Genomic DNA, 13,320 nt, shown 5'->3' on the forward strand with positions numbered 1-13,320 from the left:
GCCTTCACACGGCCAGCACGCGCTCATAGGTGGGAGACACCGGCTCGTCGTCATCGTGCCGCACCACAACGCCTTGTGCCTCGACCCACGAGTGGAACGTCAACGGATCGCGCGAGTGCCCGAAGCACCAGTCCAGTCCGAGCCCTCGCAAGGCCCCGAGCAGCACCGTGGTCAGCGACAGCTCCATGCACGCCACCCGCCCGGGGAACCAGTGGCTCACCGCGTGCACGTCCCGCAACACGGCAGAACCTTCGGGCTCCGTTGCCGGACAGCGGGCCAGTCTCCGCTTGAGCCGCAGCACGAAGGCGATCGCCCAACTCAACGGCAATCGCAGCAGCACAACGGAAACAAGCAGGCAGGCGGTCGTCAGCACCCTTCTGCCCAACGGCATCGCCACACTTCGCCACTCGGGCAACGCGATCGGCACCCCACCGGCCCGCCGCGCCAGCCGCAGGAGGTCCCGTTCGACGAGTTCGGTGACCAGCCGGTCCACATCGGCGCGTAGAACATCGACCTCTACCCTGGGAAAGCGCGATTTCAGCGCTGTCACCGCACTACCGAGGTCCCCTGAACGCCGGAGCTCGTCGAACACCACCCGCCCCGTGGCGTTGAGCAGGTGCCACTGCCCGGTGTACGTGTTGAGCACGACCATGTCTCCGCGTCCACCGGGCCGTACGTGCACGGTGGAAGGGACGACGAAATCAGGCATCGGAAACACCTCCGGTGAACTCGCGCAACCACAGCTCGATGGCCAGCACCTGGTTCAACGGAGCCCAGGAGGTCTCCAGCCCCTGCGCCGCCCGGTCCAGCCTCTGCAGGACGCGCTGCGGCTCGATCAAGCCGATCTCCGCGCTCACCGGATTCGCCATCAACTTCCGCAACGTCCGCAGGTTCCGCCGGATCCCCATGTGCGCGGTGCTCGTGTAGTCGCCCTTCGTGCGGCGGCTCAGCACCACCTGCGGCACCAGTCCGGCCAACGCCTTCTGCAGCAGGGGCTTTGACCTCGACGGGTCACAACGCCGCCAGGCCGGCAGGCTCAGGCACACCCGCACCACTTCGGAGTCGAGATAGGGAGCATGCACATCGATCCCGTACAGCGCACCGGTTTCACGCACGGTCCGTTGGGTGGCACCCACGTAGTCCAGCTGCACCAGCATCGCCCGATCGCACGCACTCATCCGGTTGTCCTCCGTCAGCGCCAGCAAGTGGCCGGCAAGCGCCTGACGGGCCTGTGGCGCAAGCCAATCGCACGACGGCGACCCCCACGACGTGATATTGCGTTCTTCCCACGAGACGACATCCGTCGAGCCGTGGTGCCGTTCCAGTTGCCGGGCGAACGTTGTCAGACCCTGACGCCGATTGACCGCCGCCAGCCGTACGGACCTGCGGAACAACGAGAGCGGAGACCGGTGCCGCAACCTCGCCCACGCCGAACAGTGCCGCCACAACGTCACGAGGTCTCCACGCTGAGCCAGATCCACGAAGTACCCGAGTGGGGCACCCAGTACCAGGTCACCGCCCTCGCCGACCAGGTGCGTCGCGCCTCCCCCCGTGGCGAGGACGGACATCCGGGCCCTGGTGGGCCCCATCGCGAGACCGCTCGGATGCGGCAGGTCGGCCCCGGCAGACCAGTTCTGGTAGGGAAGGTGTTCCCCGGTCGCCTGGACGACGCTGTGCCGGAACCTCGGGTCCAGACGTCCGCAGAGTTCGGCGCGCCGCAGGTCGTCCTCGACCGACGCCCCCTCTTGCACATACGTCACAACGGAAAGCGTGTCGAGCTCGGGCGCGGCGAGAAAGGCCAGCGACGTGGAATCAAGGCCACCGCTGAAGTCCGACGACAATGCGGTGCTGCCCGAGGCACGTGCGGAAACAGCCGCGCGAAGGCATTCCCGCAGCTCCTCCGCACAGTCGTCGAGGGACTTGTTCTCCTGCGCCGTCAACGGTGTCGCCGGCGCTGTGTATCCGGTGCCGATGCGGAATGCCGTCCCCGGTTCGAGCTGGCGGACATCGCGGAACGCGGTCCTGCCCACCAGCAGCTCAGGCACCTGCGGCGCGGCGATCTGCGCCGCGAGGTGTACCAGGTCCAGCCGTTTGCCGACCTGCTCCGCCACTTCGGCAGCGCGCACCCCGAACACAGCACGATCTCCAGCACTGGACAGGTAAAGGGGAAACTGGCCGGAAGCGTCGGACACCAGCGTCGTGCTCTGCTCGCCCGCCACGATCGCGGAAAACGCACCGGGCAAGGACATCAGGCGTCGAAAATCTTCACCGGCAGTGCGCACCTCGGCGTCACTGGCCAGGCACTGTCCGATGAGGACGATCGTGACGCCACGGCCGAGCGTGAGTTCTCGCCGACCGGCTGAGCCGCCCATCGGCGTGCTCCACACGATCAGCCGCTCTGGAGTCCGCTGGGGTCACCATTGCCGTTGGCCATGCCGTGCGTCACCGCCGCCACTTTCCCCGCGTCAATCACGGCTGGCGGTTCGTACTGAGGATTCTGTGATTCCTCGGCCTCGGGGAAGCCACCGTCGCTGGTCATGACCGTTCGCCCCCTGCGGCAAATTCGGAGAGTTCGCGTTACATGACTTTCAGCAACAGCCTACGGGCCCAAGGACTCCCCTTGAAGGCCCGAGTGGGGGAAGCTGAGACAAGGCCAATGCCGCGTGTCCATTTGCGGAGCTGAGCAGTATGGCAGACGATTCCTCCTTTCGTTCGACTTGGCCCTCCATGGAATCAAGCTGGCAACTTCTGGCATGATCTTGACGATTGGCTTGCTTCAACTTGAAGCATGAGTATATTCTGGATTGGGTGCTGATGACTTCACAGGGCGGCAAGGTGCACGACGCACGTGAGCTGTTGCGAACGCGACCCGATTCCATCCGCGAGGGCAACAAGCGCCGCGTCCTGCGGGCGGTCATGGCACAGCCCGGCACCACCCAGGTGCAGATCGCCCGCCGAACCCAGCTGTCGCAGGGCACCGTGTCCGGGGTGGTGCAGGAGTTCGAGGCCGCAGGAGTCTTCAAGGTCGACGGCGGCGACGGTGAACGAGGCAAACGGGTCAGCATCGGCTCAGTGCGAGGCGCGGCGGTGGGCGTTGAGGTCGGTCACGACCGCCTCACGGTCGTGGTCCGGCGCGTCGACTCCGATGACACGGTCCACGAGGTCGTGAACTTCGGTGTGGCCCAAGGGCTGGACACGTGGCGCCGCGAGTGCATCCGGATGATCCGGCAACTCGTGGCCAGGACCGGACTCGGAGACGAGCACGTCGTGTCCATCGGCCTCGGCATCCCCGCCGCCATCGACCCCCGCACCGCGAAGATCTCCCAGGTCGCGTCCTCGCAGGACTGGGACCTCCAGGGTTACCCGAACACGTGGTTCGAAGACGCGTTTCCCAAGGTCCCGGTCATCCCGGACAACGAGTGCAACCTCGCAGCCTTCGGGGAACACCTGTACGGGCTGGGGCGCGATCGGGAGACGATGCTCTTCGTGAAGTCGTCCTCGGGCATCGGGGCCGGGCTGGTCATCGCCAGGGGCATCCTCCGCGGCCGGCACGGCCTCGGAGGCGAGATCGGGCACCTCACGATGGATCCGCTCGGCGTCGTGTGCCGCTGCGGAGGCCGCGGCTGTCTGGAGACGCTGGTCGGCGGCGCACGCCTGGTCGAACAGGTTCGACTCGCCTACGCGGGGTACCAGGTCGACCTTCCCAGCAACCTGGAGAACCTCATCGAGCGCGCCAAGGGGGACGACAGGGTGTGCCGTCGCGTGCTGGAAGACGCCGCGCGCAACATCGGTCTGGCGCTCGCCAGGGTGTGCAACATCGTGAACCCCGAACTGATCGTCATCGGCGGCGAACTCGGCAGGGCCGGCGAACTGGTCACAGGTCCCGCGGCGCTGACGTTCCAGCAGAACGCGCTCGAGGGGATGTTCACCCATCCCGAGCCCACGGAGATCAAGCAGTCGGAGCTGGGCATGCTGGCCGGCCCCAAGGGCGCTCTCGGTCTGGCACTCCTGACCGACTTCCAGCCGGGCTGATCCGAGCATCAAGTAACCCTCAAGTCGAACCCCAACACCCTTCAAATTGAAGTACGCTTTTCGAGGGACCGGGGCAACGCGACCACGAGGGCGGGCTGCACGATGCTGTCGACCAACACGTCAAGACCGAGGTCGTGGGCGCTCGTCGACAGAGTCGCACGAGCGCTCCCACCGGCGCCGCGAGGCACAACCTACCGGCGTTCGGCGACGCTGTGCGGCCGGACATCTCGCGTGACCGGTGACAGCTGTGGCCCATGAGCGGCCCGACCTCGGGCCCGCCGCCGTCGACGCTCGTCGCTGGGGAACCGGTGGCACCGAGCTGACGATCTTCTGTCTCGTGCGAACCCTGGTCTCCGCCATCCGGCTCGCCGAGATCCTGTGGGTCTTCGACGGGGATCCCAGGGTGGAACTCGTGTGGGTGGTCTGCCCGGGATCCCGCTTCGAGTACGGCGTGCTGGACTGGTTCAGCCACAGCGGTGTCAGCTGGATCTCCCTGGAGACGGCCAAGCAGGGCAGGTGCGACCTCGTCGTCACGACGAGTGAGTGGATCGACCTCTCCGCCTTCGGCGACACACCCGTCATCCTCGTGCCGCACGGTCTGGGCTTCCACAAGTACGTGACAGACCCGGACACGAACCTCCGCCGCCTCTCGGGCCTCGCCCGTCCCGACGGCCTGCGCCGCGGGCACGTCACCCAGGTCGTGACCCACCCCGACCAGGAAGTCCAGCTGGCACGGGCGACCGAGGAGATCGTCGGACGGACCGCGCTCGGCGGTGACAGCAGCTACGACCTGCTCGTCAACAGCCGGGGCGAACGACAGACCTACCGGGCGGCGCTGGGCGTCGAGGACCACCAGCGGCTGATCACGGTCGGTTCCACCTGGGGGCAGGGATCGCTGTTCAGCCAACGGTTCGAGCTCATCACCCAACTCCTCGCCGAGCTCCCCCACGAGCAGTACCGCGTCGCGCTTTTCGTCCACCCGGCGGCCTGGTCGTTCGACGCGGAGAACATCCCGCGGTGGCTGCGCCGGCACATCGACTTCGGCGGCTTGATGTTGATCGACCCGGCGAAAGGCTGGCACGCGACGTTGCTGGCCAGCGATCTGCTGATCGGCGACAACGGATCGACCACCCTCTACGGTGCGTTGCTGGACATCCCGCTGCTGCTCGCCACGTTCAGCGAAGACGTGGTGCCCGGCACGGTGATGGCCCAGCTCGGGCGCGAGGCGCGTGCCGTCGATCCCAATTCGGACCTGCGGTGGCAGATCGAGGACGAACTCGTGAACCACGACCCCACCAGAGCCGGCCGGTTGACCGAACGAACGATCGCGCGGCCAGGTCAGTCCGACGAGCTGTTCCGCGCGCTCTCCTACGACAAGGGCAGGTTGCCCATGCCTGATGACGAGTTGCCCGTGCTGGCGGCACCCCTGCCCACGCCGGAGACGAAGCCGGTGCGCTCGTTCCGCTTCAATTCGCACGTCGACAAGGATTCCGCTGTCGTCGTGGACACCTACCCCGCCGCCTTCCGCGCCGCGGCCCACCACCCCGGCGAGCGCCAGCTGGTCGAACTCGGCGAGCCCAACCTCAGGCGGTACTACGACGCCGCCATCATCGTCGACCCGAAGCCGGTGGCAGCTCCTGCGGCCGAGTGCCACCTGGCCAAGCTCATCGACAAGTACACCGGGTGCCGGGTCGCCATGGTGAGCTGTGATGACGGCAGCTACGAACTCCTCGTCCGAGACGGCCGAAGGCTGCGCGTGACCACCGGCGACGGGATACCGGCACGAGTGCTCGCGTGTGCCTGTTACCAGCTTCTGTTGGCACAGAGGGAACTGAGCGGGGAGGTCGTCGTGCGCACGAGCACCGGCGAGGCCAAGATGGCCGTCGTCCTCCTCTAGACCGTCAGCCGGCGCAGGTGAGCGACCAGGCCGTCCAGGTTCGGGGCGCCGCTCGCCCGGCGGATGTGCAGAACCCTCGTCAGGTTCTCGCGAGCCGCGTGCAGATCGCCCTCCTGTTCCGCCACCTCGGCGAGCACCTCTCTCGCCTCGGCCTCGTAGTGGGCGGCCTTGGACCTGGTGAACACTCCGACCGCACGCTCCAGTTCGCGCCTGGCGGCCACCGTGTCACCACTGCGGAAATGAGCCACGCCCAGGCTGATCGAGCCGCGGCCCGCCATCCGTTCGTCATTGACGTCGAGCAACAGGCGGTGAGCTCGTTGGAGGATTTCCAACGCCGCCACCTGGTCCCCGCGGGAACTCGTGGCGCGGCCGAGGAAGTACGTCGCCAACGCCACGCCTCTTTGTTCGCCCGCCTCGGCGTTGCGCTCGATGGCGCGTTGATAAGCGTCGGCGGAAGCGCCGGGATCGACCTGGTCCCGATATCGGCCGGTGAATTCCCAGACCGAGGCGATCAGGACGGTGTGCCGCGAGCGTTCGGCCAGTACCAGTGCCCGATCCAAGCTCTCCCGCGCGCGGTCCAGCTCGCCCAGTTCGGTGTACGCGCGGGAAACCACGCTCAGCAGTCTTGCCTGCGCGGCGGGGTTGCCCGCTTCCCCGGCCGCGGCCACCCCGATCTCGCTCGCCTCGATCCAGTCGTCGAGGAAGCGGCGGTTGAGGTACAGCGCGTGCAGCGCCTCGCACAACTGCCATGCCGCGTCGTGCCAGCCGTGCTCCGCCACTGCACGCAGAACGCCGAGCAGGTTCGCCCGGTGCTCACTCAGCCAGTCAAGTGCCGCGCCCTCGGCGTTCTCACCGGGGAACGGATCGGGCTGTCCCTCCAGCAACTCCTCGACGACGCCGATGCGCATGCGTTCGCCCATCACCGCGCGGTCGGCGAACGCGGCCTTGCGCAGGTAGTGATCGCGGAGGCGCTCGAGCGCCGATGTCCTCAGTTCGGCGGAATCCTCTTCCACCGAACGCTGTCTGGCGTGTAACCGGACGAGGTCGTGGAAGGTGAACCCGGTGCCCGTCGCCTCGTCGAGCAACGACGCGTAGACGAGGACGTCCAACAACCGCTCGGCTCCGGGCGGCGGGCAGCCGAGCACGACTGCGGCGATCTCGACGTTCACGCTGCGAATCGGCGCCACTCCAAGGATTCGGTACAGACTCGCGGCGCTGGGGGGAAGGGCGCGGTAGGCACTGTCGAAGACAGCTGACACGAGCGGTTCACCTCGCAGTGAGAAGGCCGCGAGCCTGGTGTTCTCGTCGGCGAGCTCACCGACGAGACGAGCGATCGACAACCGCGGACGCGACATCAGCCGCGCGGCGACGACACGCAGCGCGACCGGAAGTCCGCCGCACAGCGCGACGAGTCTCGCCGCCATCTTCGCTTCGGCCAGCACGCGCGCCGGACCGCAGGCCTCGCGCAGCAACGACTGGCCGCTCCTGCAGTCCAGCGGTTCCAGGGTCAGCAGGCGCGCGCCGTCCATGGCCAGTTCGGCGAGCCTGTCGCCGCTGGTGACCAGAACGACGCTGCCGTTCGCGTTCGGCACGAACGGCAGCACTTGGGCGGGTTCGGTGACGTCGTCGAGGACGACGAGCACCGCTGCCGAGGCCGTGATCGTGCGGAACAGGTTGGCACGAGCCGAAAGCGTGCCCGGGATGTGCTCGTGCCGCACCCCGAGGGCGACCAGGCATTCGGCCAGCGCGTCGTTCACGGGAGTACCGGAATCCGTCCGGACCGCCGCGTAGTCCACGTACAGCTGGCCGCCGGGAAAGCGTTCGCCCCACTCCTGCACCCACCGGCGCACGAGCGCCGACTTGCCCACACCGGCGAGACCGCTGATCACCATGATCTGGCAGGGCTCCGAAGCCGTCCCCACCAGCAGATCGTCCATTGCGGACAAAATGGTTTCACGATCGACGAACCCGGTCGGCACCGGCGGGACCTGACGCGGGCGGTCCGATGCGCTGTCGAAACGACCTTGCACCACCACGTCGCCCGTCAGGGAACCGATCTGCACCGAATTGCCGGAGATGTCGTGCACGGTGTTGTGAGTGGAAGACCACACGCTCTGTGCTTCAGGGTTCGCTTCGCCCACGGCAGCTCCCGGACTGAGGCTTCCAACCAGGCCACAGTACCAAGGACGGCCCCAAACGCAGGGGTCATCTTGTAACTCTTCCGGTTCCTTCCTCAGCGTTCAACCCCGATCAGGAATGCGACTGCGGGGCGAATTCGTCGGCCGGAAAGCCTGGTACGTCGACGTCGATCGCGAACAACGCGCCATCGTGCGGCGAGGGCTGGCACAGGCCGTACTTCGCGGTGGTGACGAACAGCCGGCTCAGGTCCGGGCCGCCGAGGCAGACGCTGGTGGACGGGCAACGGCACCTCGCGGTCGAGGCGGCCGTCCGGGCGGTAACGGCGCACGACCGACGCTCCCCAGAACGCGCCCCAGAGGTTGCCCGCGCCGTCGGTGGTCATGCCGTCCGGCGTGTGGTGCGGAGTGTGCACAGAGACGCGGCGACTGCCCAGTTCACCGTCGCGGTCGACGTCGAACCGGTGCACCACACCTCGCGCGCTGTCGGCGAGGTACATCAGCGAGCCGTCCGTTTGGAAATCGGCAGTCCTTTGAGGACGGTACATGTGAAACCGAAGCGGTGAAGGACTCCCGTGCCGGGCTCGATGTCGTAGGCCACGGTCGTGACCCACACGAATCGGTAGCCGGGCTCGGCGACCAACTCGTAGCTGGCGACGACCGCACCCCGTCCGACTCCAGCACACGAGTCAGCGTCAAATCAGGACGGTCCACACCGGCCACGGCCGTGCGCAGCGAGGTCCAGCGACCGCCAGGGCTCTGGTCGACCTCGGCGTGCAGCGGCACAACCCTCGTGACCTGCACGGCACATCCCTGGCATGATCAATCAGCAGTTGACGGCCGCCAGGACCACCAGTCAGCTCGTCGAACAGGCCGTCCCGTTGAGGGTGAACGACGCGGGCGCGGTGTTCCGGTCGCGGACCGACCCGAGGAACCCGATCTGCACCTCACCGCGCGGCGCGATCGACCGGGTGTGCTCGGCGCTGGTCACGGTGACGGCCGAGCCGCGCTGCGAGACGGACGCGTTCCACACCTGCCGCACGGACTGCCCGTCGGCGAACGACCAGCGCAACGCCCACCCGTTGACCGGGACCGCGCCGGTGTTCCTGATCGTGATCGTCGCCTGGAACCCGCCCTGCCACTGACCGTCGAGCCGGTAACCGACCGAGCAGGGTGGCGGCGGTGGCGGAGTCGTCGTCACCGCAGGAGGAGTTGTGGTCGTGGGCACGGAGGTCGACGGCTCGGCGCGCTGAACGGGAGGCGCGGCAACGGTCGTGGTAGTCACCGGCGAAGCGTCCATGCCGTTGCACGGCGCTCCCCACAACCCGCGGTCCTCCTTCGCGGCACCGAGTTCGGCATCGGCGAGCGCCCCCGCCGCGGCCTGCGCCCTCAGCATCCCCTCGCGCACGGCGAGCAACGCGTAGTCGGTGCCGTCCTCCAGCCGCAGGTTCACCTCGCCGGGCACGAGCGCGCTGACCCGGACAGTCCTGGCCAGCAACCACTTCTCGGCGAAAGCACGCGCACCCCCGGCCCAGCAGTCCGCGGGCGGAGCCAGCAACGAGACCTGAACACGCTCGCCGGTCTCGAGCTCGACAGTGCGCCCGTCGATCACCGATCGAACGACGGCCGGCACATCTCCACGCGAGTCGTTGACCAACGTCGGCTGACGCACCTGCGCAGGAGCGGAAACAGGACGCGAGGGACTCTCGACCGTGCACGCGCACGCCAAAAGAACCATGAGAAAAGACAAGGACTTCCGCAACACCAAAGACTCCCGCACACGTTCATGCAACCCGCACGACCGTAACGGCCTCAAGCCCCGCTCACATCCACCGTTCGGCCTTGATCACCAAACCAACACCGCATTCCCCACCGCAACAACATTCCACATCGGAATGGGTCGAGCGAAGCGACGACCCGAAGCGGGGGTCCGGGGGCGCAGCCACCGGCTGGGGGTCTGGGGGCTCGGCCCCCAGAAAACACCACGGGCGAGGTACGGTCTGCGCTTTCCGCAGACATACCTCGCCCGAAGGTCGTGCCCCCGGTGCGACTCGAACGCACACTGGACGGATTTTGAGTCCGCTGCCTCTGCCGATTGGGCTACGGGGGCGTAGCAGGGTGAACTGTAGCGGATCACCCCAGCGAGTTTCTTGTCGGGCCCCTACGACTTGACCAGCCTGCCGATGGCCGCTGACGCCTCTGCCAGCTTCTCCTCGGCCACCGGGCCGCCTTCGGCCACCGCCTGGGCGACACAATGCTTGAGGTGCTCGTCGAGCAACCCCAGCGACACGGCCTGCAGCGCCTTCGTGGCGGCGGAGATCTGGGTGAGGACGTCGATGCAGTATTCGTCGTTCTCGACCATGCGCTGGAGACCGCGGATCTGTCCCTCGATGCGGCGCAGTCGCTTGAGGTATGCGTCCTTGTCCGCGGTGTACCCGTGCATCGGCTCCTGACCTTCCCTACCCCTGGTGGGTATGTCGAGGATACCCGCACCGGATGGGGGTGCGTTATGTGCGACGCTGCTCCGTCAGCGGGAATGGGGAAGCGTCCGGCAAGCCCAGCAACCGGTCGAAGTGAGACGACTAGCTGCACATTTTGGACCCATAACACCCGTGTGGTTTACCGGGTAAATGCCCCGACCGGGCGGTTGGGTCACATTTTAGCGGCGAAAGGTTCGCCGTTTTTCCTCGTGTGTACTACGGTGTTGTCGAAGCACGTGGTTACGTCGAGGATCCGCGTGCTATGTGAGTACCCAACGGAGGAACAGTGGCACAGCAGACCGTCGTCCAACTCATCGACGACCTCGACGGCGGAGAAGCCGACGAGACCGTGACCTTCGCACTTGACGGTGTCGAGTACGCCATCGACCTGTCGAAGGGAAATGCGGAGCGGCTTCGCGAGTCGCTGGCGGACTTCGTCGGCAAGGCTCGTCGTGCGGGTGGCCGCAAGCAGCGCAAGGGCACCGGCAAGTCCACGGTCAAGGCCACCGACAAGGCTGAGGCGCAGCGCATTCGTGACTGGGCTCGCGCGCAGGGGCACCAGATCTCGGACCGCGGCCGCATTCCGCAGAACCTGGTCGTGCAGTTCCAGGAAGCGCACGCCTCCTGACCTGCGCGAACACGCGAGGTTTCTACACGTCGGCCGGTTCGCCGGCCGACGTGTTAACCGTATGGATCTGCCTCATCCCGGTTCGTTCACACTATCCCCGGAACGCCGGATCAACGGCCGGGAAAGTGCGCTCCGAACAGGCGTGACACGGCAGTGGCCTTGACCGCTGTCTCCTCGAATTCCTCGTCCGGGTCGGACAGCGAGATCACCGCTCCGCCCACACCGAAACTCACCTGGTCGCCGTTGCGGACCAGCGTTCGGATGACGATGCTGAAGTCGGCTGCTCCGTTGAGCGAGAAGTATCCGAGCGCTCCCGAGTACACCCCGCGTGGACCGGCTTCCAGCCCATCAAGGATCTGCATGGTCCGGATCTTCGGAGCACCGGTCATCGATCCTCCGGGAAACGCGGCTCGAACACATCGGACAGCAGAACTGTCCGGTCGAAGTCGTGCCCGCACGGTGCTCACCAATTGGTGTACGGTCGCGTAGGTCTCGACGTCGAACAACCGCGTCACCTCGACCGAACCCACTTCCGCGCACGTGCCGAGATCGTTGCGGACGAGGTCCACGATCATCAGGTTCTCCGCGCGGTCCTTGACCGATCGCGCCAACGTTGTGCGCAACATCTCGTCGTCCGCCGCATCAACGCCCCGTGGCCGCGTGCCCTTGATCGGCGATGACTCGACGACGCCATCTCGGTCCACCTTGATAAATCGTTCGGGTGACGTGCTGAGCACGGACAGGTCACCGAATCGCAGCAACGCCCCGAACGGAACGGGATTTGCGGCGCGAAGCAGCCGATATGTGTCCCACGGGTCGAGCGAGGCACGCCACGACATCATGTTCGTCAGGCACGCCTCGTACGTCTCCCCCGCGGTGATCGCTTCCTGGCACGCGCTGATGAGCTTCAGGTAGTGCGCGCGCGGATGCCGCAACGTCACGTCGGACACGACCGGCCGGGAAGGTTCGGCCAATGGCGTCAGCCGGGTCAGAACGTCCGAAACCTCGCCGAACCAGCTGTCATCGGACAACGACAGCAAATAGACGCACTCGTCCGCGTGATCGATGACGACGGCACGGTCCGCGAAGACGAACGACGCGTCCGGCTGTTCCGCGCGGTGTGCGAAGTCTCCGCCGCCCTCCGCCTTCAGCTCGTAACCGAGGTATCCGACCCACCCGAGGGTGAATTCGAACGGCACGTCGGGCTGCTCGACGGCCCACGACGCGAGGTCGTCGTCCATCCAGGAGAAGAAAGAAGGGCAGTGCCGCGGTGCACCGTCGAGGGTGAGCACCTGGTCCTGCACGGAGTACTGCGCGACGCGCGAGAGGGGCCCCGAGGCGTCCCCCATGAACGAGAACCGCTCTCCGGCCCCGCTGTCCAGCCAGAACGCGGTCCCAGAGGCCCCGTGGAGCGCCGCGAAGGCTTCTTCCGCGTGCACGGCCACGGCGAGCTTCCGGACGTGCACAGGGCGCTTCTGAGCCGGTGAGCGAACCAGCACCGGTTCGGGTACCGCGGCCGTCCTAGTCGGGGTCAGCGCGGCGAAGTTCGCGAGCATCTCGCGGCCGAACTCGGTGCAGATCGATTCGGGGTGGAACTGCACACCCCACGCGGGTCTGTCCAGAGCGCGCACACCCATCAGCACGGCGTCATCGCTCCACGCGATCGCCTCCATAGAAGAAGGCAGCTCCGTCACGGCCAACGAGTGGTAGCGCACGACGTCAAAAGGCGAGGGCAACCCCGCGAACACGTCGACGCCCGTGTGAGTGACCGGCGAAACGATCCCGTGGCGCGGCACGGGTGCGGGACCCACGACGGCGCCGTACGACTGACATAACCCCTGATGTCCCAGACACACACCCAGCAACGGGATCTCGGCGTGGTCGATCACCGCGCGGCAGATGCCGAAGTCGGCGGGGTTGCCGGGCCGGCCGGGACCGGGCGAGATCACCACGTGGTCGAACGACCGCAGCGAGGACAGCCGGAACCGCGGGTCGTCGTTGTGGACGACCACGGGCTCGGAGCCGTTCACCTCAGCCAGGTGCTGGAAGAGGTTGAACGTGAACGAGTCGTAGTTGTCGATGAGCAGAGTCCGCATTGCAGAGCGCACTCTACCTGGCAAAACACCCGAAAAGAGCAACGAGAGAGGG

At 66.9% G+C, this 13,320-nt stretch carries 11 protein-coding genes and 1 tRNA gene; 3 read left to right on the forward strand and 9 right to left on the reverse strand.

What is annotated here, in order from left to right; genetic code table 11:
* Nucleotides 1–4 precede the first annotated feature (4 nt).
* From IEY88_RS31780 to IEY88_RS31790, 3 genes are read right to left on the reverse strand one after another with little or no spacing between them, the layout of a single operon-like run.
* Nucleotides 5–709, reverse strand: a complete 705-nt coding sequence (locus tag IEY88_RS31780) for a lasso peptide biosynthesis B2 protein (RefSeq protein WP_189158592.1) — start codon at nucleotides 707–709, stop codon at nucleotides 5–7.
* Nucleotides 702–2,372: an albusnodin/ikarugamycin family macrolactam cyclase gene (locus IEY88_RS31785; RefSeq protein WP_189158593.1), complete on the reverse strand. Its 1,671-nt coding sequence runs from the start codon at nucleotides 2,370–2,372 to the stop codon at nucleotides 702–704. The genes IEY88_RS31780 and IEY88_RS31785 overlap by 8 nt, the downstream gene beginning before the upstream one ends.
* 17 nt (nucleotides 2,373–2,389) lie before the next feature.
* The gene (locus IEY88_RS31790; protein ID WP_189158594.1) at nucleotides 2,390–2,539 is read right to left on the reverse strand and encodes a lasso RiPP family leader peptide-containing protein; all 150 of its coding nucleotides are present in this window, start codon (nucleotides 2,537–2,539) and stop codon (nucleotides 2,390–2,392) included.
* Nucleotides 2,540–2,814: 275 nt separating this feature from the next.
* On the opposite strand from IEY88_RS31790, the gene IEY88_RS31795 reads away from it, so the two are divergent.
* Together IEY88_RS31795 and IEY88_RS31800 are read left to right on the forward strand one after the other, a co-directional pair.
* Nucleotides 2,815–4,032 (forward strand): ROK family transcriptional regulator, encoded by a 1,218-nt coding sequence (locus IEY88_RS31795; RefSeq protein WP_189158715.1) that lies wholly within the window; start codon nucleotides 2,815–2,817, stop codon nucleotides 4,030–4,032.
* A 247-nt stretch (nucleotides 4,033–4,279) separates the two neighbouring features.
* The gene (locus tag IEY88_RS31800; protein ID WP_189158595.1) at nucleotides 4,280–5,929 is read left to right on the forward strand and encodes a hypothetical protein; all 1,650 of its coding nucleotides are present in this window, start codon (nucleotides 4,280–4,282) and stop codon (nucleotides 5,927–5,929) included.
* On the opposite strand, the gene IEY88_RS31805 is transcribed toward IEY88_RS31800, so the two are convergent.
* The 5 genes from IEY88_RS31805 to IEY88_RS31825 all read right to left on the reverse strand — a co-directional run bounded on the left by IEY88_RS31805 (nucleotide 5,926) and on the right by IEY88_RS31825 (nucleotide 10,507).
* On the reverse strand, nucleotides 5,926–7,866 hold the full coding sequence (locus IEY88_RS31805; protein WP_189158596.1) for an NB-ARC domain-containing protein: 1,941 nt from the start codon (nucleotides 7,864–7,866) through the stop codon (nucleotides 5,926–5,928). The two genes, IEY88_RS31800 and IEY88_RS31805, sit on opposite strands and share 4 nt — an antisense overlap.
* A 296-nt stretch (nucleotides 7,867–8,162) precedes the next feature.
* Complete coding sequence (locus tag IEY88_RS45605) at nucleotides 8,163–8,612, reverse strand: SMP-30/gluconolactonase/LRE family protein (RefSeq protein WP_373294224.1); 450 nt, start codon at nucleotides 8,610–8,612, stop codon at nucleotides 8,163–8,165.
* Between the two features lie 308 nt (nucleotides 8,613–8,920).
* A complete protein-coding gene (locus IEY88_RS31815) occupies nucleotides 8,921–9,676 on the reverse strand; it encodes a cellulose-binding domain-containing protein (protein WP_189158598.1) in 756 nt (251 codons plus the stop codon).
* A 424-nt stretch (nucleotides 9,677–10,100) separates the two neighbouring features.
* A tRNA-Leu gene (locus IEY88_RS31820) sits at nucleotides 10,101–10,174 on the reverse strand.
* A 51-nt stretch (nucleotides 10,175–10,225) separates the two neighbouring features.
* Complete coding sequence (locus tag IEY88_RS31825) at nucleotides 10,226–10,507, reverse strand: metal-sensitive transcriptional regulator (protein ID WP_189158599.1); 282 nt, start codon at nucleotides 10,505–10,507, stop codon at nucleotides 10,226–10,228.
* Nucleotides 10,508–10,830: 323 nt separating this feature from the next.
* Here IEY88_RS31825 and IEY88_RS31830 point away from each other — a divergent pair, with 323 nt between their 5' ends.
* The gene (locus tag IEY88_RS31830) at nucleotides 10,831–11,172 is read left to right on the forward strand and encodes a histone-like nucleoid-structuring protein Lsr2 (protein WP_030476951.1); all 342 of its coding nucleotides are present in this window, start codon (nucleotides 10,831–10,833) and stop codon (nucleotides 11,170–11,172) included.
* Nucleotides 11,173–11,282: 110 nt separating this feature from the next.
* Here IEY88_RS31830 and pabB read toward each other — a convergent pair whose 3' ends face one another.
* Nucleotides 11,283–13,268, reverse strand: coding sequence for an aminodeoxychorismate synthase component I (gene pabB / locus IEY88_RS31835; RefSeq protein ID WP_189158600.1), 1,986 nt, complete (start codon nucleotides 13,266–13,268; stop codon nucleotides 11,283–11,285).
* Nucleotides 13,269–13,320: the final 52 nt, after the last annotated feature.

It is taken from the genome of Lentzea pudingi, assembly GCF_014646255.1.
Taxonomy (GTDB): Bacteria; Actinomycetota; Actinomycetes; order Mycobacteriales; family Pseudonocardiaceae; genus Lentzea; species Lentzea pudingi.